16 protein-coding genes are annotated in these 21,485 nt (G+C 73.5%); 13 read left to right on the forward strand and 3 right to left on the reverse strand.

All coding sequences use genetic code 11. The features are described 5' to 3' along the window. Window positions 1-19: 19 nt before the first annotated feature. A complete protein-coding gene (locus ABTZ91_RS29075; RefSeq protein WP_352080185.1) occupies window positions 20-847 on the reverse strand; it encodes a helix-turn-helix domain-containing protein in 828 nt (275 codons plus the stop codon). Window positions 848-1,111: 264 nt separating this feature from the next. Further along, a complete protein-coding gene (locus tag ABTZ91_RS29080; RefSeq protein WP_407078052.1) occupies window positions 1,112-2,149 on the reverse strand; it encodes a nucleotidyl transferase AbiEii/AbiGii toxin family protein in 1,038 nt (345 codons plus the stop codon). Between the two features lie 444 nt (window positions 2,150-2,593). Between ABTZ91_RS29080 and ABTZ91_RS29085 the strand changes: the two genes are divergently transcribed. The 3 genes from ABTZ91_RS29085 (at window position 2,594) to ABTZ91_RS29095 (ending at window position 7,550) form a co-directional block, all read left to right on the forward strand. Beyond that, complete coding sequence (locus ABTZ91_RS29085) at window positions 2,594-4,939, forward strand: UvrD-helicase domain-containing protein (protein ID WP_352080187.1); 2,346 nt, start codon at window positions 2,594-2,596, stop codon at window positions 4,937-4,939. Window positions 4,940-5,417: 478 nt separating this feature from the next. Next, window positions 5,418-6,833: an NAD-dependent malic enzyme gene (locus ABTZ91_RS29090; RefSeq protein WP_352080188.1), complete on the forward strand. Its 1,416-nt coding sequence runs from the start codon at window positions 5,418-5,420 to the stop codon at window positions 6,831-6,833. 435 nt (window positions 6,834-7,268) lie between these two features. Further along, window positions 7,269-7,550, forward strand: coding sequence for an HU family DNA-binding protein (locus ABTZ91_RS29095; protein ID WP_017237029.1), 282 nt, complete (start codon window positions 7,269-7,271; stop codon window positions 7,548-7,550). Window positions 7,551-7,672: 122 nt separating this feature from the next. Here ABTZ91_RS29095 and murA read toward each other — a convergent pair whose 3' ends face one another. Next, entirely contained in the window at window positions 7,673-9,019 is a 1,347-nt protein-coding gene (gene murA, locus ABTZ91_RS29100; protein ID WP_352080189.1) for a UDP-N-acetylglucosamine 1-carboxyvinyltransferase, read from the reverse strand. Between the two features lie 262 nt (window positions 9,020-9,281). On the opposite strand from murA, the gene ABTZ91_RS29105 reads away from it, so the two are divergent. From ABTZ91_RS29105 to ABTZ91_RS29150, 10 genes are all read left to right on the forward strand, one after another. Next, window positions 9,282-9,842 (forward strand): YqgE/AlgH family protein, encoded by a 561-nt coding sequence (locus ABTZ91_RS29105; protein ID WP_352080190.1) that lies wholly within the window; start codon window positions 9,282-9,284, stop codon window positions 9,840-9,842. Window positions 9,843-9,869: 27 nt separating this feature from the next. Beyond that, complete coding sequence (locus tag ABTZ91_RS29110) at window positions 9,870-10,160, forward strand: DUF3039 domain-containing protein (protein ID WP_352080191.1); 291 nt, start codon at window positions 9,870-9,872, stop codon at window positions 10,158-10,160. A gap of 214 nt (window positions 10,161-10,374) precedes the next feature. Further along, window positions 10,375-11,673, forward strand: coding sequence for an extracellular solute-binding protein (locus tag ABTZ91_RS29115; protein WP_352080192.1), 1,299 nt, complete (start codon window positions 10,375-10,377; stop codon window positions 11,671-11,673). Window positions 11,674-11,690: 17 nt separating this feature from the next. Then, entirely contained in the window at window positions 11,691-12,671 is a 981-nt protein-coding gene (locus ABTZ91_RS29120; protein WP_352080193.1) for a sugar ABC transporter permease, read from the forward strand. Next, a complete protein-coding gene (locus tag ABTZ91_RS29125) occupies window positions 12,668-13,537 on the forward strand; it encodes a carbohydrate ABC transporter permease (protein ID WP_352080194.1) in 870 nt (289 codons plus the stop codon). Before ABTZ91_RS29120 ends, ABTZ91_RS29125 begins: the two co-directional genes overlap by 4 nt. Window positions 13,538-13,541: 4 nt before the next feature. Next, window positions 13,542-15,251 (forward strand): beta-N-acetylhexosaminidase, encoded by a 1,710-nt coding sequence (locus tag ABTZ91_RS29130; RefSeq protein WP_352080195.1) that lies wholly within the window; start codon window positions 13,542-13,544, stop codon window positions 15,249-15,251. Between the two features lie 232 nt (window positions 15,252-15,483). Then, on the forward strand, window positions 15,484-16,371 hold the full coding sequence (locus ABTZ91_RS29135) for an FAD binding domain-containing protein (protein ID WP_352080196.1): 888 nt from the start codon (window positions 15,484-15,486) through the stop codon (window positions 16,369-16,371). After that, window positions 16,368-17,801, forward strand: coding sequence for a 2Fe-2S iron-sulfur cluster-binding protein (locus ABTZ91_RS29140; protein WP_407078051.1), 1,434 nt, complete (start codon window positions 16,368-16,370; stop codon window positions 17,799-17,801). The genes ABTZ91_RS29135 and ABTZ91_RS29140 overlap by 4 nt, the downstream gene beginning before the upstream one ends. Then, window positions 17,798-20,083: a molybdopterin cofactor-binding domain-containing protein gene (locus ABTZ91_RS29145; protein WP_352080197.1), complete on the forward strand. Its 2,286-nt coding sequence runs from the start codon at window positions 17,798-17,800 to the stop codon at window positions 20,081-20,083. The genes ABTZ91_RS29140 and ABTZ91_RS29145 overlap by 4 nt, the downstream gene beginning before the upstream one ends. 234 nt (window positions 20,084-20,317) lie before the next feature. Then, window positions 20,318-21,472, forward strand: a complete 1,155-nt coding sequence (locus ABTZ91_RS29150; RefSeq protein WP_352080198.1) for a S8 family serine peptidase — start codon at window positions 20,318-20,320, stop codon at window positions 21,470-21,472. The last annotated feature ends 13 nt before the right edge of the window (window positions 21,473-21,485 follow it).

Genomic DNA, 21,485 nt, shown 5'->3' on the forward strand with positions numbered 1-21,485 from the left:
GTCCCAGGGTGCCGATGCTTCAGTGCTCCGCCCGCAGCATCGGCACCCTCGGGTGGGACTTCCCGGGGCCCGGCCGGAACAACATGATGATCAGACGGGCGCCGGGGGCCGTGAGTGGCTGGGCGGCACAGATGCTGACGTGGCCCGGGCCGTGGAGGGCGTGGTGGAGCGGCCGTTCGTCGCCGTCCGGGTGGATGTGGGCGCCGCCCGCCTCCCACATCGGGCCGAGGTCCCGGTCCGCGCGCACCTCCCGCTCGATCCGGCGCAGGGTCTCGTCCTCCGGGCGCGCGGCGAGTGCGGCGCGCAGCTGCGGCAGGACCAGCGGGGCCCACACGGTGTGCCAGTCGACGAGGGTCGTCTCGCGGGCCTCCTGGTCGAGGAGCATCCACCGCATGGTGTTCGCGGGGACCCGGCGCCCCGGGTGCATGTCGGCGAAGTGCCGGTTGTGGGCGAGCAGGTTGCAGGAGGCATCGGTGACGTACGCCATGTGGCCGATGCCGTCGACGGCCTCCTGCCACACCCCGGGGACCTCCAGGCCGGAGGAAGGGGTGAGCGGTCCGGGCGGGTCGCCGATCCCCGCGTACCGGCAGAGCATCACCCACTCCTGCTCGTTGAGGCCGAAGAGGCGGCCGACCTGCCGCAGGTAGTCGGCGGGCGGGTTCGGATAGCGGCCGGTCTCCAGGCGGTTGTACGTGTCGACCGCACGGCAGGTCAGCTCGTCGACCTGCTGCTGGGACAGGCCGCGGGCGCGCCGGCCGCGGCCGGTCGGCCGGGAGAGGCCGTGGGACTCGGGTGCGATCAGTTCACGGCGTTCCTTCAGAAGGGCCCGTAGCGCCGTCTTGTTCACCACACCCCCCATATGTCCGTGCGCGAATTACTAGGAAAAACGGTCCGTAGATAATAAACAGTTGAACGTTCATGCTGTGGGTGCCCCGCGCTGACCTGCGGGGACACCATGTCAACCGGACGGCACGCCCCCGAGCAGTCCGGTTGCCGCCGGCCCGGGCGGCTCCCCCGTACGCCCGGGCCGGCCCCCCCTTTCCCGGACGCCCTCGCTTCTCCCGGCGCCCCTCTCCCCGCGCCCCTTCCCCGCTTCCGGGTCCCCGCCCCGCTACGGCTCCAGCGCCCGGCGCAGCCGCTCCAGCCACTCCTCGGCCGTACCCCGCACCCGTGGGTGCTCGGCGCGGAAGGCCTCCCAGTCGGCGGGCGGCAGCACGATCTGCCGTCGGCCCGGCGCGCACCCGTCCGGCTCGCACCCGTCCGGGGTGCCCAGGCCCGGGGCCTCGACGTCCGGCCGGTCGCCGAAGACGCCGAAGACCCTGCGCAGCAGCGCGCGCGAGGGCGGGGCGCCCTCCGCCTCCGCGAGGAGCACCGCGTCGTAGAGGTCCTTGGCCCGCGCCCGCCCCTCCGTCGCCGAGTCCTCGTACAGCCACAGCAGCTTCCAGGCCAGCGACAGCGCGCGCCCGGCGGTCCGCACCACGGTCCGCCCCGAGCCGTCCCCGCGCGGCACCGCCGTCAGGACCGGCGGCTCCGGGAGCCGTTCGTCGCGGGCGAAGTCCAGCCGCACCCGGCCCGGCGGCAGGTCCGGCGGGAGGGCCTGCGCCGTCCAGGGCACGACGAGGCGGATGCCCGGACAGTCGTACGCCGTGTAGGTCCACGTCCCGTCGACACGGGCGCCGTCCGCGTCGAGCACCACACCGGGCGCGGCCACCGGGTTCTCCCGCACCAGGGCGAGCAGGACCTCGTGCGGCGCGGTGGTCTCCGGCTCCACCGGCGCTTCCGGCTCGACGACCCAGCGCAGCCCCTCGGGCGGCAGCCGTGGGTGCAGGCCACGGGTCTCGAACTCCTCGAAGGTCCAGATCTCGTAGCGGCCGGCGCCGTCGGCCGCCTCGGGCCACTGCTGGACGGTCGCGAGCTCGTCCACGTACGGGTAGGGATGCGCGGGATCCAGCGGGACCAGCAGCGGCGGCGGCACGATCCAGTCGAGATCGGCGGGCTCCCGCGCCTCGGCCCCCACCCAGGCCGGCATGACCGCGCTGCCCCGCAGCACCAGCTCGTCCCCGAGCGGCGAGCCGGCGACGAGCCGGACCAGATGGTCGAGCGCGGCCCGGTGCGCGGCACGCCACCGGTCGTCACCCCAGCCGCCCACCTCGCCCGCCGCGCCGGCCGGACCCACCTCGCCGGCCGGACCCGCCTCGCCGGCCGGACCCGCCGCGCCCGCCTCGTCCGCCTCGTCCGCCGCGCCCGCCGGACCCGCCTCGCCCTTCTCGGCCGGCTCCTCGTCCACGTCCCCTCCCACGTCCTCCCACGTCCTCCCCCGTCCTGCCAGGTCCTCCCGCGACCTCCCCTGAACGGACGCTACCGGCGGCCACCGACAACCAGCGCGCCCCGGACCCACCCCGCCCGCCGCCCGCCACCGCGCCGGCCGCTGCCCACCACGCCACCACACCGCCGGCCCCCCGCCCCCCCGCCACCGGCCCCGACCCACCACCCGTCCCGATACGCCACCCCCTGACACGGCACCAGGCCTGACACGGCCCCACCCGGTGGCGTAGCCTCGAAGGCTGCCCAGTGCACGTCAGAAGGGGGCCCGGTGGCCGCGCAGGAAGCCGTCGACACGGTCAGGGACCGCGAGATCGGTGTCGAACAGGAACATCTGGATCGGGTCTACCACCGCCTCGAGGAGAAGATCCACGAGGCGGAGTTCCTGATGAACGACGCCGCCCAGCGGGGCCAGGTCGGCACGCCCGGCGCCCTCGCCGAGCGCGACGCCCAGGTCTTCCGCGCCGGAATCCACCTCAACCGGCTCAACAACGAGTTCGAGGACTTCCTCTTCGGCCGCATCGACCTCCTCTACGGCAAGGACGGCAAGAAGGGCCCCGACGGCGCCTACACCTCCGTCGAGCCCGCCGAGGACGCCGTACGGACCGAGGGCGGCCAGCAGTACGCCGAGATCGGCGAGACCCTGCACATCGGCCGGATCGGCGTCCTGGACGCCGACTACTCCCCGCTGGTCATCGACTGGCGGGCGCCCGCCGCCGCCCCGTTCTACCGCTCCACCCCCGTCGACCCCGGCCGGGTCGTGCGCCGCCGCGTCATCCGCTCCAAGGGCCGCAAGGTCCTCGGCGTCGAGGACGACCTGATGCGCCCCGAGCTGAAGGCCACCCTCGACGGCCGCGAGCTGCCCGTCATCGGCGACGGCGCCCTCATGGCCGCGCTCGGCCAGGCCCGCAGTCACACCATGCGGGACATCGTGGCCTCCATCCAGGCCGAGCAGGACCTGGTCATCCGCGCCCCCGCCGCCTCCGTCACCTACGTCGAGGGCGGCCCCGGCACCGGCAAGACCGCCGTCGCCCTGCACCGCGCCGCCTACCTGCTCTACCAGGACCGGCGCCGTTACGCGGGCGGCATCCTCATCGTCTCGCCGACCCCGCTGCTCGTCTCGTACACCGAGGGCGTGCTGCCCTCGCTCGGCGAGGAGGGCCAGGTCGCCATCCGGGCGCTCGGCTCGCTCGTCGACGGGGCCGAGGCCGACGCGTACGACGAGCCCGCCGTCGCCCGGGTCAAGGGCTCCTCCCGGATGCTCGCCGTGCTGCGCAAGGCCGCCCGCGGCGCCCTGGAGACCCCCGCGCCGAAGGCCCAGCTCACCCTGGACGGGGACGACGAGGCCCCCGCCGCCCCGGCCGGCACCCCCGCCCTGCTGCGCGTCGTCGCCTTCGGCCGCCGCCTGGAACTCGGCGCCGACGAACTCAGGCGCATCCGCCACAACGTCCTCGGCGGTACCGCGCCCGTCAACCTGCTGCGCCCCCGCGCCCGCCGGCTGCTGCTCGACGCGCTGTACGCCAAGTCGGGCGCGGCCGGCCGGCACAGCGACCCCGAGCTCGCCGCCGAGCTGCGCTCCTCCTTCGACGAGGACGTGTCCACCGAGGACTCCTTCCTCGCCTTCCTGGACGCCTGGTGGCCCGAGCTCACCCCGCGCCGGGTCCTCGACGCCATGGCCGACGAGAAGCGGCTCGGCCGCTGGGCCCGCCGGATCCTCAACCCCGGCGAGGTCCGCCGGCTGGCCCGCTCGCTGCGCCGCCCCGGCCTGTCCGTGCACGACGTGGCCCTGCTCGACGAGCTCCAGACCCTCCTCGGCACCCCGGCGCGGCCCCGCAAGAAGCGGGAGTACGACCCGCTGGACCAGCTCACGGGCCTGGAGGAGCTCATGCCCGTACGGGAGGAGACGCAGCGGGAGCGGGCCGAGCGGCTCGCGGCCGAGCGCACCGAGTACGCGCACGTCATCGTCGACGAGGCCCAGGACCTCACGCCCATGCAGTGGCGGATGGTCGGCCGGCGCGGTCGGCACGCCACCTGGACCGTGGTCGGAGACCCCGCGCAGTCCTCCTGGTCCGACCCGGACGAGGCCGCCGCCGCCCGCGACGAGGCCCTCGGCACCCGGCCCCGGCGCCGTTTCGAGCTCACCGTGAACTACCGCAACCCGGCCGAGATCGCCGAGCTCGCCGCCAAGGTGCTCGCGCTCGCCATGCCCGGCAAGGAGTCGCCGAAGGCGGTGCGCTCCACCGGCGTCGAGCCGCGTTTCGTCGCGGTGGGGGACAAGGGCGAGCTGGCCGAAACCGTACGGTCCGAGGCGGAGCGGCTGCTGGAGCGGGTGGACGGCACGGTCGGCGTCGTCGTCGCCATGGACCGGCGCGCGGAGGCCGCCCGCTGGCTCGACGGGCTCGGCGACCGGGTGGTGGCGCTCGGCTCCCTGGAGGCGAAGGGCCTGGAGTACGACGCCACGGTGGTGGTCTCGCCCGCGGAGATCGCGGACGAGTCGCCGGCCGGCCTGCGGGTGCTCTACGTGGCGCTGACCCGGTCCACGCAGGCCCTGACGGTGGTCTCGGGTGACCGGGACCTGCCCGACGCGGACGGCGTCCCGGACCTGCTGCGCGACTGAGCCGGAGCTGCGCGGACCGAGTCAGGACGGCGGTGGCCGGGACTGATCCGGGGCGGCGGGCGGATCGGCAGCCGGGGGGCGTTCGGCCGGCATCCGGAGCGGAGGAGCGGGCCGACCGGGGGTCATTTCGCGTCAACCCGCGCCGCGGGAATCGCTTCCGGGGGTGGTTTGTTAGCCTTGTCGTGACACCGGCTCGATCCAAGCCCCCGGGCCCAACCTTCGTCCCTTCGAGGGACCACTTGCCGCGAGGCGAGCATGGCGGGTCGGTGTCGCTTACGTGAGAGGCCCTCGCCCCCTTCGGGGGGCGGGGGCCTCTTCTGTTTCCGGACGTTCTCTCGTATGGTGGAAACTACTTTCCGAAAACGAAAAGACCGTATTACCTGCTACCGGCAGGTAGGTGCGACCATCGGAGGGCGCCGCCGGGCAACCAGCCGGGCCGGCGTAGCAACGAAGCTAGGGAAAGCAGAGGAACACGGCCATGGCAACGGCGCCCAGCGTCTCGTACTCGATGACGGTCCGGCTCGAGGTGCCCGCGAGCGGCACCGCGGTCTCGCAGCTCACCACGGCCGTCGAGTCCCACGGCGGTTCCGTCACCGGCCTCGACGTCACCGCTTCCGGCCACGAGAAGCTCCGCATCGACGTCACCATCGCCGCGACCTCCACCGCGCACGCCGAGGAGATCGTCGAGCAGCTGCGCGGCATCGAGGGCGTCGTCCTCGGCAAGGTCTCCGACCGTACGTTCCTGATGCACCTCGGCGGCAAGATCGAGATGGCGTCGAAGCATCCCATCCGCAACCGTGACGACCTCTCCATGGTCTACACCCCGGGCGTGGCCCGCGTGTGCATGGCGATCGCCGAGAACCCCGAGGACGCCCGCCGCCTCACCATCAAGCGCAACTCCGTCGCGGTCGTGACGGACGGCTCCGCCGTCCTCGGCCTCGGCAACATCGGCCCCAAGGCCGCCCTGCCCGTCATGGAGGGCAAGGCGGCCCTCTTCAAGCGCTTCGCCGGCATCGACGCCTGGCCGATCTGCCTGGACACCCAGGACACCGACGCCATCGTCGAGATCGTCAAGGCCATCGCCCCCGGCTTCGCGGGCATCAACCTGGAGGACATCTCCGCGCCCCGCTGCTTCGAGATCGAGGCCCGGCTGCGCGAGGCCCTCGACATCCCCGTCTTCCACGACGACCAGCACGGCACCGCCATCGTCGTGCTCGCCGCCCTGACCAACGCCCTGCGCGTGGTCGGCAAGGGCATCGGTGACGTACGGGTCGTCATGTCCGGCGCCGGCGCGGCCGGTACGGCCATCCTGAAGCTGCTGATCGCGGCCGGTGTGAAGCACGCGGTCGTCGCCGACATCCACGGCGTCGTCCACGCGGGCCGCGAGGACCTGGTGGACGCCACGCCGGACTCGCCGCTGCGCTGGATCGCCGACAACACCAACCCCGAGGGCGTCACCGGCACCCTCAAGGAGGCCGTCGTCGGCGCCGACGTCTTCATCGGCGTCTCGGCCCCCAACGTGCTGGGCGGCGAGGACGTGGCCGCCATGGCCGACGGCGCCATCGTGTTCGCGCTCGCGAACCCGGACCCGGAGGTCGACCCGGCGATCGCCCGCCAGACCGCCGCCGTCGTCGCCACCGGCCGCTCGGACTTCCCCAACCAGATCAACAACGTGCTGGTGTTCCCGGGTGTCTTCCGCGGTCTGCTCGACGCCCAGTCCCGGACGGTGAACACGGAGATGATGCTGGCCGCGGCCAGCGCCCTCGCCGACGTCGTCACCGAGGACGAGCTGAACCCGAACTACATCATCCCGTCGGTCTTCAACGACAAGGTCGCGGGCGCGGTCGCGGGCGCCGTGCGCACCGCGGCGAAGGCGGCCGGCGCGGGCGCCTGAGCCCCCCGGCTCCCCCGGCGCCGCCCCGGCCCCGCCCCGGTGCCGGCCCGGCGCCGCTCCCGCTCCACACCGCCCCTCGGGCCCTCGGGCCCCGGGGGGCGGCCTTGGCGCGCGTGTCGCGGGGTGCCGCACCCCAAACCCGCCTTTAGGGTGGTAGTTCGGCTGCGCATGGTCCCCGCGGAGTCGACGCTACGTCACCACCGGTGGGCACTGGCGCTTTTCGTGTGACCCCAGGGGGTGCCGGATTGGCGTTCCCGCCGCTGGTGGGGGCAGGATGCGGTCTGGGCGCGAGGGTCTGTCACCAGACCCGGGTCCGGGGACTGTCCGAGGGCCCTGGCAGCATCGGCTTCGCAGTGCCCGTCATGCGGCTCCGCCGCGTGGCCCGCCTCACAGGCAACCCGCCTCACAGGCAAGTAGAAACACGGGAGTAACGAAATGAACCGCAGTGAGCTGGTGGCCGCCCTGGCCGACCGCGCCGAGGTGACCCGCAAGGACGCCGACGCCGTGCTGGCCGCGCTCGCCGAGACCGTCGGCGAGGTCGTCGCCAAGGGTGACGAGAAGGTCACCATCCCCGGCTTCCTGACCTTCGAGCGCACCCACCGTGCCGCTCGCACCGCTCGTAACCCGCAGACCGGCGACCCGATCAACATCCCGGCCGGCTACAGCGTGAAGGTCTCCGCGGGCTCGAAGCTCAAGGAAGCCGCCAAGGGCAAGTAAGCAGCCTGTAGGCAGCGCGCGCCGCGAGGCCGTACAGACGGCCTGAGGCAAGCGGAGAGGGCGGCCACCCTGTCAGGGGGTGGCCGCCCTCTCGTTCGTCCGCCAGAAGCGGTCGCAGGCGCTTAGACGAGCGCGCTGCCCGGCAGCTCGACCTTGGCGCCGAGCTCCACGAGCTTCTCCATGAAGTTCTCGTAGCCGCGGTTGATCAGGTCGATGCCGTGCACCCGGCTGGTGCCCTGCGCCGCGAGGGCCGCGATCAGGTACGAGAAGCCGCCGCGCAGGTCCGGGATGACCAGGTCCGCGCCCTGCAGCCTGGTCGGGCCGCTGACGACCGCCGAGTGCAGGAAGTTGCGCTGGCCGAAGCGGCAGTCCGAGCCGCCCAGGCACTCGCGGTACAGCTGGATGTGCGCGCCCATCTGGTTCAGCGCGGAGGTGAAGCCGAGCCGCGACTCGTACACCGTCTCGTGGACGATGGACAGGCCCGCGGCCTGGGTGAGCGCCACCACCAGCGGCTGCTGCCAGTCGGTCTGGAAGCCGGGGTGCACGTCCGTCTCCAGGGCGATGGCGTTGAGCGAGCCGCCCGGGTGCCAGAAGCGGATGCCCTCGTCGTCGATCTCGAAGGCGCCGCCGACCTTCCGGTAGGTGTTGAGGAAGGTCATCATCGAGCGCTGCTGCGCGCCGCGCACGTAGATGTCGCCCTCGGTGGCGAGCGCCGCCGACGCCCAGGAGGCCGCCTCCAGGCGGTCCGAGAGGGCGTGGTGGTTGTAGCCGCCGAGCTGGTCGACACCGGTGATCCGGATGGTCCGGTCGGTGTCCATGGCGATGATCGCGCCCATCTTCTGCAGCACGCAGATGAGGTCCTCGATCTCCGGCTCCACGGCGGCGTTGGACAGCTCGGTGACGCCCTCCGCCAGGACGGCGGTGAGCAGCACCTGCTCGGTCGCGCCGACGGACGGGTACGGCAGGCGGATCTTGGTGCCGCGCAGCCGCTGCGGGGCCTCCAGGTACTGCCCGTCCGCCCGCTTCTCGATCGTCGCGCCGAACTTGCGCAGCACGTCGAAGTGGAAGTCGATCGGCCGGCCGCCGATGTCGCAGCCGCCCAGGCCCGGGATGAAGGCGTGGCCGAGGCGGTGCAGCAGCGGGCCGCAGAAGAGGATCGGGATCCGGGAGGAGCCGGCGTGGGCGTCGATGTCGGCGACGTTGGCGGACTCGACATGCGTCGGATCCATGATCAGCTCGCCCGGCTCCTCGCCGGGGCGGACCGTCACGCCGTGCAGCTGGAGCAGTCCGCGGACCACGCGGACGTCACGGATGTCGGGCACGTTGCGCAGTCGGCTCGGCTCGCTGCCGAGCAGGGCGGCGACCATCGCCTTGGGCACGAGGTTCTTCGCGCCGCGGACGCGGATCTCGCCCTCCAGCGGGGTTCCGCCATGGACGAGCAGTACATCATGGCTGTCTGTGCCGGTCATGGATCTCGCGTTCCGGGTCGTCGGTCGGGTGGCCAGAGAAAAGGGTAAGGGGCGATGACACCCCACTTGTGTGGCTGAGGGGGCCCCGCGAACGTAATGAATTCGGCACAACACCCTCCGTTCCCGTGATCTTGCGGAGCGTCACCGTCCACTTGTTGTCGGCCGCCGTGGAGGGGCCGGGCTGACCTGGGACTGGGCCCGCCTACCCCCGACCCGGCCGGACAACCCCCGCAATCGCCGAAGATGCGGGATCATGTGTCGCATGACCGAGGTGTCCTCGCTCACAGGACGGCTGCTCGTCGCCACGCCCGCGCTGGCCGATCCCAACTTCGACCGCGCGGTGGTCCTGCTGCTCGACCACGACGACGAGGGCTCCCTCGGCGTGGTCCTCAACCGGCCCACACCGGTGACCGTCGGCGACATCCTCGCCCCCTGGGCCGACCTGGCCGGCGAGCCCGGTGTCGTCTTCCAGGGCGGCCCGGTGTCGCTCGACGCCGCCCTCGGCATCGCCGTCATCCCCGGCGACGAGGGCCCGCTCGGCTGGCGTCGGGTGCACGGGGCGATCGGCCTGGTCGACCTGGAGGCCCCGCCCGAGCTCCTGGGCCCGGCCATCGGCGCCCTGCGGATCTTCGCCGGCTACGCGGGCTGGGGCCCGGGCCAGCTGGAGGCCGAGCTCGGCGACGGCGCCTGGTACGTGGTGGAGTCCGAGCCCGGCGACGTCTCCTCGCCGCGCCCCGAGACCCTCTGGCGCCAGGTCCTGCGCCGCCAGCGCGGCGACCTCGCGATGGTCGCCACCTACCCGCACGACCCTTCGCTGAACTGACCCCCCGGTTTTCAGTACCCTGGGCCCATGAGCACTCTCGAGCCCGAGCGCGGGGCAGGTACGGGGACCCTCGTCGAGCCGACGCCGCAGGTGTCCCACGGTGACGGCGACCACGAGCGCTACGCCCACTACGTCCAGAAGGACAAGATCATGGCGAGCGCCCTCGACGGCACTCCCGTGGTGGCACTCTGCGGCAAGGTCTGGGTACCGGGGCGCGACCCCAAGAAGTACCCGGTCTGCCCCATGTGCAAGGAGATCTACGAATCCATGGGCTCCGGCGGCGACAAGGACAAGGGTAAGGGCGGCAAGGACAAGTAGTCCGCGGTCCCACCCCGTCCGGGCGGCCCCCGGCGTGCGTACCCCTGTGTACGCACGCCGGGGGCCGTTCTCGTTGCACGGGGTGCTTCTGCCGGTCACAGAGTGGTGGAGACCACTTGTCGCGGCGATGACCGGCCCCTAACCTCACGCGTGTTGTGCAGCACGAAACGCCCGTTGCGTATGTTGCAACACGCTCGGAGGGGAACCGCACGCCATGAAGCTTCCTGCCCGCATCGCCGTACCCGTCGCCCTCGCCCTCGTGACCCTCGCCGCCTGCGCTCCGCAGACCTCCGGCGGCACCGCCCCCACCGACGACAAGAGCGGCACCCTGCGCGTCTGGCTCTTCCAGGAGGTCGACAACAAGCCCAAGCAGCAGGTCGTCGACCAGGCCGTCGCCGCCTTCGAGCAGCGGCACAAGGGCGTGGACGTCGAGGTCGAGTACATCCCCGTCGACACCCGGGCCCAGCGCGTCAAGGCCGCCTTCAACGACCCCGCGTCCGCGCCCGACCTGATCGAGTACGGCAACACCGACACCGCCGGTTACGTCAAGGACGGCGGACTCGCCGACGTCACCGCCGAGTTCGACGCCTGGCCCGAAGCCCGGGACACCGACCCCACCGCCCGCTCCTCCGTCACCGTCGGCGGGAAGGTCTACGGCGCCCCGCTGTTCGTCGGCGTCCGCGCCCTCTACTACCGCACCGACGTCTTCGCCGAACTCGGCCTCACCGCCCCCAGGACCCAGGCCGAACTGGTCACGACCGCGAAGAAGGTCCGCAAGGCCAAGCCCGAGCTGTACGGGATCGCCGTCGGCGGCGCGTACACCTACGGCGCCCTGCCCTTCATCTGGGCCCACGGCGGCGAACTCGCCACCCCCCAGGGGCCGTCCTACCGGTCCGCCCTCGACAGCCCCGCCGCCCGCAAGGGCATCACCGCCTACACCTCGCTCTTCGGCGACGACAACTGCCCGGCCGCCAAGTGCGCCCAGATGGGCGGCAACGCCACCGTCACCGCCTTCGCCTCCGGCAAGGCCGCCATGGCCATCGGCGGCGACTTCAGCCACGCCGCCGTCGAGGCCGGCGCGGTCAAGGGGAAGTACGCGGTCGTGCCGCTGCCCGGCACCACCCCCGGCTCCATCACCCCCGCCTTCGCGGGCGGGAACAACCTCGGCGTCCTCAAGAGCACCTCCCACCGCACCCTCGCCGTCGACCTGATGAAGTCCCTCGCCGGCAAGGAGACCCAGGCCCGGCTCTTCGACGCCATGGGCTTCCTGCCCACATACACCGACGTCCGGCAGCAGGCGGCCCGCAAGGAGCCGTTCGTGAAGCCCTTCACCGACACCCTCGGCGCCGGCACGAAGTTCGTCCCCGCCTCGGCCGGCTGGGGACGGATCGACGCCGAGCAGGTGCTGCCGACCATGTTCCAGGAGATCGTCAGCGGCCGTAAGGACGTCGGCACCGCCTCCGCCGACGCGGCGAAGAAGATGGACGCCGCCTTCGCCGCGACCGCCCGCTGAGACGCCGGACCGCCCCCATGAGCCCCACCACGACCGCCTCCGGCAGCCCGGCACGGCAGACCACCGGCCAAGCCGCCCCCGCGCGGCCCCCCGCCCCCGCACCCCGGCCGGCCGCCCGCCGGCGCGGGCCCGCCTGGACCCCCTGGCTCTATCTGCTCCCCGCCCTCGCCGTCCTCGGCGCGCTCCTCGTCTACCCGATCTACCAACTCGGCCTGATCTCCTTCCTGGAGTACACCCAGGCCCAGGTCAGCGGTGGCGAACCCACCTCCTTCCAGGGCTTCGCCAACTACACCACCCTCTTCTCCGACCCCCAGTTCCGGCAGGTCCTCCTCGCCACCGTCCTCTTCGCCGCCGCCTGCGTCGTCACCACCCTCGCCGTCGGCTGCGCCCTCGCCGTCCTCCTCACCCGCGTCCGCGCCGTGCCCCGGCTCGCCCTGATGCTGGCCGCGCTCGGCGCCTGGGCCACCCCGGCCGTCACCGGCTCCACCGTCTGGGTCTTCCTCTTCGACCCCGACCACGGGCCGGTCAACCGCATCCTCGGCCTCGGCGACTTCTCCTGGACCTACGGGCGCTACAGCGCCTTCGCCCTGGTCCTGACGGAAGTCGTCTGGTGCTCCTTCCCCTTCGTGATGGTCACCGTCTACGCCGGCATCCGGGCCGTCCCCGCCGAGGTCCTGGAGGCCGCCGCCCTCGACGGCGCCTCGCAGTGGCGGATCTGGCGCTCCGTCACCGCCCCGATGCTCCGGCCGATCCTCGCCGTCGTCACGATCCAGTCGGTCATCTGGGACTTCAAGGTCTTCACCCAGATCTACGTGATGACCGGGGGCGGCGGCATCGCCGGCCAGAACCTGGTCCTCAACGTGTACGCGTACCAGAAGGCGTTCGCCTCCTCCGAGTACAGCCTGGGCTCGGCCATCGGGGTCGTCATGCTGCTGATCCTGCTGGCCGTGACCCTGGTCCACCTCCGTCTGCTGCGCCGCCGGGGAGAAGAACTGTGACCGCCCCTTCCGAAGCCCGCCCCCGATTCCGGATACGGCGCCCCACCCGCCCCGGGCGGCTCGCCGCCGAGGCGGCGGCCCTGCTCGTCGCGGCCGCCGTCGCCTTCCCGCTCTACTGGATGGTCCTCTCCGCCTTCAAACCGGCCGGCGAGATCCAGTCGGCCGAGCCACGGCCCTGGACCCTCGCCCCGTCCCTGGACTCCTTCCGCCGCGTCCTCGAACAGCAGGACTTCGGCCGCTACTTCCTCAACTCCCTCGTGGTGGCGTGCGCGGTGGTGCTCGCCTCCGCCGTCATCGCCTTCCTCGCCGCGACCGCCGTCACCCGCTTCCGCTTCCGCTTCCGCACCACCCTGCTCGTCATGTTCCTGATCGCGCAGATGGTCCCCGTCGAAGCGCTGACCATCCCGCTGTTCTTCCTCATGCGGGACCTCGGCCAGCTCAACACCCTGGGCTCGCTGATCCTCCCGCACATCGCCTTCTCGCTGCCCTTCGCGATCTGGATGCTCCGCGGCTTCGTGAAGGCCGTGCCCGAGGCCCTGGAGGAGCAGGCGATGATCGACGGCGCGAGCCGCGCCCGGTTCCTGTGGCAGATCCTCTTCCCGCTCGTCCTCCCCGGGCTCGTCGCGACGAGCGTCTTCTCGTTCATCTCGACCTGGAACGACTTCCTCTTCGCCAAGTCCTTCCTCATCAGCGACACCTCGCAGTCGACCCTCCCGATGGCGCTGCTGGTGTTCTTCAAGCCGGACGAGAACGACTGGGGAGGCATCATGGCCGGCTCGACCGTGATGACGATCCCGGTGCTCGTCTTCTTCGTACTCGTACAGCGCCGCCTGGTCTCCGGCCTCGGCGGAGCGGTGAAGGACTGACGCGATGACCACCGACCAGGACTTCGTCCACGACCTGATCCCCGCGCCGGCAAAGGCCGCGTGCCGCGCCGGCTCGCCCGGGTACGCCGCCCTGGGCGAGCGCACCACCCTCGACGCCGGACCCGGCACGCACGCCACCGCCCGCTGGCTCAGGTCGGTGCTCGGCGCCGCCACCGGCCTGCCGCTCGCCGACGGCGGCGGCCCGCACGCGATCCGGCTGCGGATCAGCCAGGACGTGGAGCGGCGGCACGGCCCCGAGGGCTACGTGCTGTCCACCGACGGCTCGATGGCCGACGTGGCCGTCCTCATCGAAGGCGGCGGTCCCGCCGGGGTGTTCTGGGGCGCCCAGACGCTGCGTCAACTCCTCGGACCCGACGCCCACCGCAGGGCGCGCGTGGTGCCGGCCGGGCACGACTGGGACCTGCCCCTGCTCACCGTCTCCGACGGCCCCCGCTTCCGCTGGCGCGGCCTCATGCTCGACGTCGCCCGCCACTTCATGCCCAAGGACGACGTCCTGCGCCACCTCGACCTGATGGCCGCGCACAAGCTGAACGTCCTGCACCTCCACCTCACCGACGACCAGGGCTGGCGCGTCGAGATCAAGCGCCACCCCCGCCTCACCGAGGTCGGCGCCTGGCGGGCGCGGACCAAGTGGGGGCACCGGGCGTCACCGCTGTGGAACGAGACCCCGCACGGCGGCTTCTACACCCAGGACGACCTCCGCGAGATCGTCGCCTACGCCGCCGACCGGCATATCTCCGTCGTGCCCGAGATCGACGTGCCCGGCCACTCGCAGGCCGCCATCGCCGCGTACCCCGAACTCGGCAACACCGACGTCATCGACACCACCGCCCTCTCCGTCTGGGACACCTGGGGGATCAGTCCGAACGTACTCGCCCCCACTGACAACGTCCTGCGCTTCTACGAAGGGGTCCTGGAGGAGGTCCTCGACGTCTTCCCGGCCGACGTCTCCCCGTTCGTCCACCTCGGCGGCGACGAGTGCCCCAAGGACCAGTGGAGGGCCTCGCCCACCGCCCGGGCCCGGATCGAGGAGCTCGGCGTCGGCGACGAGGACGGGCTGCGGTCCTGGTTCGTCCGGCACTTCGACCGCTGGCTCGCCGCCCGCGGCCGCCGCCTCATCGGCTGGGACGAGATCCTGGAGGGCGGGAGTCGGGCCGGAGGCGGGACGACGGACCCGGGGCTCACGAAGGGCGCCGCCGTGTCGTCCTGGCGCGGCTACGCCGGCGGGATCGCCGCCGCCCGCGCCGGGCACGACGTCGTGATGTGCCCCGAGCAGCACGTGTACCTGGACCACCGTCAGGCGCCGGGCCAGGACGAACCGGTGCCCATCGGCTACGTGCGCACCCTCGCCGACGTCTACCGCTTTGACCCCGTACCGCCGGGCCTCGCCCCCGAGGCGGCCGCCCACATCCTGGGCACGCAGGCCAACGTGTGGACGGAGGTGATGGAGAACCGGGCCCGCGTCGACTACCAGGTCTTCCCCCGGCTCGCCGCCTTCGCCGAGGTCGCCTGGTCCCCGCTGCCCGCCCCGGATGCCCGTGACCTCGACGGTTTCGAGCGCCGCATGGCCGCCCACTACCGGCGCCTGGACGCCCTCGGCGTCGACTACCGGCCGCCCTCCGGGCCGCGCCCCTGGCAGCGTCGACCCGGCGTCGCCGGCCGCCCGATCGACGGGCCACCCCCGAACGTGTGAGACACCCGCCCCCTCCCGTCACCCAAGAGCGGCAAAACGGAAGTCCCGGGCGCTCGCGGGAGTTCCCGGCACCTCGCGGACGGAACCGTCCTTCGCGGACCCTCGCGACGTACGGCACGGAAGATGTGCCAGAGTTGCCACGTCCGGGCCGTGAGCACGTACGGTACGGCCACACAGGCGTGACAGCCGGGGACGGTCGGGGATCACCGGGACACCGGGAAGGGGCAGCGGGTTGACCACGCACGCACCACAGACGGCATCACGGACGGCGCGGTCCGTGACGCTGCCCGCCTCGCTCGACGAGGCAGTGGCGGCGCTGACGGCCATGCCGGCCGCCGTGCCCGTGGCCGGCGGAACCGACCTGATGGCCGCCGTCAACCGAGGGCAGCTGCGCCCCGCGGGCCTGGTCGGCCTGAGCCGGATCAACGAGATCCGCGGCTGGCAGTACCAGGACGGCCACGCCCTCCTCGGCGCGGGCCTCACGCACGCGCGCATGGGCCGCCCCGACTTCGCGGCCCTCATCCCGGCCCTGGCCGCCGCCTCGCGCGTCGCGGGCCCGCCGCAGATCCGCAACGCCGGCACCCTCGGCGGCAACGTCGTGTCCGCCGCGCCCACCGGGGACTCGCTGCCGGTGCTCGCCGCCCTGGAGGCCGAACTGGTCGTGGTCGGCCCGCTCGGCAGCCGCGAGCTGCCCGTCAGCCACCTGCTGGCCGGGCGCGACCTGCTGGCCCCCGGCGAGCTGGTCGCCTTCGTCCGCGTACCGCTGCTGCACGCCCCGCAGGTCTTCCTCAAGGCCACCGGCCGCACCGGCCCGGCCCGCGCCACCGCCTCCGTCGCCGTCGTCCTCGACCCGGCGCGGCGCGGGGTGCGCTGCGCGGTGGGCGCGATCGCGCCGATGCCGCTGCGGCCGCTGGAGGCGGAGCAGTGGATCGCCTCGCTGGTCGACTGGGACGGCGAGCGGGGCCTCGCCCCGGAGGCGCTGGCGGCGTTCGGCGACTACGTGGCCGCCGCGTGCATCCCGGACCCGCAGGGCGACGAGCAGTTGCCCCCCGTCGTACTGCACCTGCGGCGCACGGTCGCCGCGCTGGCCCGACGAGCACTGGGGAGGGCGCTGTCGTGAGCGACGCACACGAGGACCGGGCACACGAGGACCGGGCACACGAGGGCCGGGCACAGGGAACGGGCGGCTGGGAGCCGATCCCGCAGAGCGAGGGCTACGACGGCGACGCGACGGCGTTCGTGCAGCTGCCGCCCGAGTTCATGCTGGAGGGCGTGCCGCTGGAGGCTCCGGGCCACGGCTACGTCCCGCCGCCGATGATCACCCCGCTGACTCCTCTGACGGCGACGGAACCGGCGCCGGAACCGGTGACGGACCCGGCGGCCACGGGGCCGTGGCAGACGCAGTCGCCGGTGGGGGCGGACGGGACGGGGTTCCCGCAGGAGCCGGCGCCGGAGGCCGCGTACGAGCAGACGGCCTCCTGGACCGTCCCGACGGTCGAGGAAGCCCCGGGGGGCCAGGACGTCCGCGACGTCCGGGACGGCTCGGGCGAGTACACGGCGTCGGCGCCGGCGCACTACACGAGCAGTGCCCCGGCGACGCTGCCGGGCGGCGCTCCCGCGCCGTGGGCGGTGACGGAGCCGGAGCCGGTGCCGTCGCCGGAGTACGGGGCGGCGTACGAGGCAGGGGCCGGGGCGGCGTACGAGGCGCAGGCCGGGGCGGAGGCCGGGGCGGCGTACGAGACGCAGGCCGCGGCGGAGGACGGGGCGGGGGCCGAACCGGCGCCCGAGGCCGAGCTCGTACCCGCGCCCGTAGCGGAGCCCGTACCCGCATCCGTACCCGTACCGGAGAACGAGTCCGGGCCCGAGCCGGTGGTCGCGGAGGAGGCGCCGGCGGAGGAGGTTCCGGTTCCGCCGGTGGACCCGGCCGCCACGCCGCCCGTCGACATGCCGACGGACATCCCGACCGGCATGCCGGCGGACCTGCCCACCGAAAGCGACGAGCACCCCCACATCTCGTACACGCTGCGCGTGAACGGCGCCGACCGCCCCGTCACCGACTCCTGGATCGGCGAGTCGCTGCTCTACGTCCTGCGGGAGCGGCTCGGCCTCGCCGGGGCCAAGGACGGCTGTTCGCAGGGCGAGTGCGGCGCGTGCAACGTGCAGGTCGACGGCCGGCTCGTCGCCTCCTGCCTGGTGCCGGCGGCGACGGCCGCCGGCAGCGAGGTGCGGACCGTCGAGGGCCTGGCGGTGGACGGACAGCCGTCCGACGTGCAGCGGGCCCTGGCCAAGTGCGGCGTGCAGTGCGGCTTCTGCATCCCGGGCATGGCCATGACCGTCCACGACCTCCTCGAGGGCAACCACGCCCCGACCGAGCTGGAGACCCGCCAGGCGCTGTGCGGCAACCTCTGCCGCTGCTCCGGCTACCGGGGCGTCCTCGACGCCGTACGGGAGGTGGTCGCCGAGCGCGAGGCGTCCGCCCGCCCCGGCGACGAGACCGCCGCCCGCATCCCGCACCAGATTCCCCACCCGCACGACGGAGGCACGGCGTGAGCAGCGACACGACGACCACGGAGCAGGCCGACGGCCTCGGCCTCGGTCTCGGCGTCTCGCTCCCGCAGGCCGACGCCCGCGCGAAGACCGAGGGCACCTTCCCGTACGCCTCCGACCTGTGGGCCGAGGGCCTGCTGTGGGCCGCCATCCTGCGCTCCCCGCACCCGCACGCCCGGATCGTGTCGATCGACACCACGGCGGCCGCCGAGATGCCGGGCGTACGGGCCGTGGTGACCCACGCGGACGTGCCCGGCGCCGCCACGTACGGCCGCAAGGTCGCCGACCGTCCCGTCTTCGCCTCCGACCTCGTCCGCCACCACGGCGAGGCCATCGCCGCCGTCGCCGCCGACCACCCCGACACGGCGCGCCTCGCGGCGGCCGCCATCGCGGTCGAGTACGAGGTCCTGGAGCCGGTCACCGACCCCGAGCAGGCCTTCGGCGCCCCGCCCCTGCATCCGGACGGCAACCTGATCCGGCACATCCCGCTGCGCTTCGGCGACCCGGAGGCGACCGGCGAGGTCGTCGTCGAGGGCCTGTACCGGATCGGCCGGCAGGACACCGCCCCCGTCGGCGCGGAGGCGGCGCTCGCCGTGCCGCGCCCCGACGGAGGCGTCGAGCTCTACACCGCCTCGACCGACCCGCACACCGACCGCGACCTGGCGGCGGCCTGCTTCGGCCTGACGCCCGACCAGGTCAAGCTGGTCGTCACCGGCGTGCCCGGGGCCACCGGCGACCGCGAGGACCCCGGCTTCCAGATCCCGCTGGGCCTGCTGGCGCTGCGCACCGGCTGCCCGGTCAAACTCACCGCCACCCGCGAGGAGTCCTTCCTCGGCCACGCCCACCGCCACCCCACCCTGCTGCGCTACCGCCACCACGCGGACGCCGAGGGACGCCTTGTGAAGGTGGAGGCGCAGATCCTGCTGGACGCGGGCGCGTACGCCGACTCCTCCTCCGAGTCCCTGGCCGCGGCCGTGGCCTTCGCCTGCGGCCCGTACGTCGTCCCGCACGCCTTCGTCGAGGGCTGGGCGGTGCGCACCAACAACCCGCCGTCCGGGCATGTGCGGGGCGAGGGCGCGATGCAGGTGTGCGCGGCGTACGAGGCGCAGATGGACAAGCTGGCCGCGCGGCTCGGCGTCGACCCGGCGGAGCTGCGGATGCGCAACGTCCTGGCGACGGGCGACATCCTGCCCACCGGCCAGACGGTGACCTGCCCGGCACCGGTGGCCGAACTCCTCTCCGCCGTACGGGACCACCCGCTGCCGCCGCTTCCCATGGACGCCCCGGAGGACGACTGGCTGCTGCCCGGCGGCCCGGACGGCGCGGGGGAGCCCGGCGCGGTGCGGCGGGGCGTCGGCTACGCGCTCGGCATGGTGCACATGCTGGGCGCCGAGGGCACCGACGAGGTCTCGACGGCCACGGTCCGGGTCCAGGACGGCGTCGCCACCGTCATCTGCGCGGCCGTGGACACCGGCTCCGGCTTCACGACCCTGGCCCGCCAGATCGTCCAGGACACGCTCGGCATCGACGAGGTGTACGTCGCCCCCGTCGACACCGACCAGCCCCCGGCCGGGCCCGCCACCCACGGCCGGCACACCTGGGTCTCGGGCGGCGCCGTGGAACGCGCGGCGAAGATGGTCCGCACGCAGCTCCTCCAGCCGCTGGCCCACAAGTTCGGCATGTCGACCGAGCTCCTCCAGATCGCCGACGGCAAGATCACCTCGTACGACGGCGTGCTGTCCACCACGGTCACCGAGGCCCTGGAGGGCAAGGAACTCTGGGCCACCGCCCAGTGCCGCCCGCATCCCACCGAGCCCCTCGACGACAACGGCCAGGGCGACGCCTTCGTGGGTCTCGCCTTCTGCGCCATCCGCGCGGTGGTGGACGTCGACGTCGAGCTGGGTACGGTGCGGGTCGTCGAGATGGCCGTCGCCCAGGACGTCGGCCGCATCCTCAACCCGGCCCAGCTCGCCACCCGCATCGAGGCGGGCGTCACCCAGGGCGTCGGCGCGGCCCTCACCGAGAACCTCCGCACCTCCCGCGGCCTGGTCCGCCACCCCGACCTGACGGGCTACGCCCTGCCCACCTCCCTGGACGCCCCCGACATTCGCATCGTGAAACTCGTCGAGGAACGCGACGTCGTCGCCCCCTTCGGCGCCAAACCCGCGAGCGCGGTCCCCGTCGTCACCTCACCGGCCGCCGTGGCCGCCGCCGTCCGCGCGGCCACCGGCCGCCCGGTCAACCGCCTCCCGATCCGACCGCAGGCGGCGGTGGTGGTGGCCTGAGGGCCACCCGGCTGCTTGGGCTCGGCGGCTGGCGGGATCTCGTCCCGGACGCCTGTGCGGGGGTGTGGGAACGCCGGACTCACCGACAAGCCCGTTCTCACGCCCCAGTAGGCTCCCTCCCCGTAGGACGTCAAGCGGCGTGGGAACAGCGGGAGTAGGAGCGGCGTGGCGGCTCGGGGGCTTTGGCGGGGGGTTGCTGCGGGGCTCGGGGCCTTGTTGGTGGGGGTGGCCGCGATGCCCGCGCACGCCGAGAGTGTGCGGCAGCGGCAGTGGCACCTCACGTCCATGCACGCCGAGGAGATCTGGCAGCGCAGCACCGGGAAGGGCATCACCGTCGCCCTCGTCGACACCGGGGTGAAGGAGGTGCCCGAGCTCGCCGGGCGGCTCGTCGGGGAGGTCGACTTTCCCGGGGCCGGGACCGCGAGCAGGAAGGACGGGGGGACGGCCGCCGCCGCCGTCATCGCCGGGAACGGGAAGGGGCCCGGGGGGCAGGCCAGTGCGTACGGGCTCGCGCCCGGGGCGAAGGTGATGCCGCTGAACATCAGCGACGGGTATCGCCGCAACGGCAGCGTCGCCGACCAGGAGAAGGCCGTCAACGCCGGACTGGTCCCCGCGCTGCGGCACGCCGCCGACTCGGACGCCCGGATCATCTCCGTGTCCGTCAGCGTCCCCGTGTACGAGGAGTCCGCCGAGGTGCGCGAGGCCGTCGCGTACGCCATGGCCAAGGGCAAGCTCATCTTCGCCGGGGTCGGGGACACCTTCCTGGAGGAAGGGCTCGTCGAGACGCCGGTGAGACTGCCCGGCGTCGTCGGCGTGGCCGCCGTCGACCGGAACGGCACCTGGATCAAGGGCACCGGCGTCGGCCCCCAGGTGGACCTCGCCGCCCCCGGTGCCGACATCATCAGCGCCTGCGCCGGAGGCACCGGACTGTGCAGGTCCAAGGGCACGGCCATCGCCTCCGCCGTCGCCGCCGCGAGCGCCGCCCTCGTCTGGTCCGCGCACCCCGACTGGACCCGCAACCAGGTGCTCCAGGTGCTGCTCAACACCGTCGCCGGACCTGTGGGCGGCGAAGTGCGCAGCGACTACATCGGCTACGGCGCCGTACGGCCGCGGCGGGCGCTGAACACGCCGGGGGACCCGGGCCCGCCGAACGTGTTCCCGCTGGAGGACTACGCGGAGCCCACCCCCAGCCCCACTCCGACCCCGAAGCCGAGCGCCCCGGCTGCCGCCCCCTCGGCCGTGACCGACGTGGCCTCCGGCCCCGGCGGCGACGGCCACAGCCCCGGCTTCTGGATCGCGCTCGGCGTCTGCGCCGCCGGACTCCTCGCCATGGCGGTCGGTACGCCGCTCCTGATCGCCGACCACCGCCGCGGCCGCCGCCTCGCCTAGTCGTTCCGTTGCG

This window comes from Streptomyces sp. NPDC126499 (genome assembly GCF_040302485.1).
GTDB lineage: Bacteria > Actinomycetota > Actinomycetes > Streptomycetales > Streptomycetaceae > Streptomyces.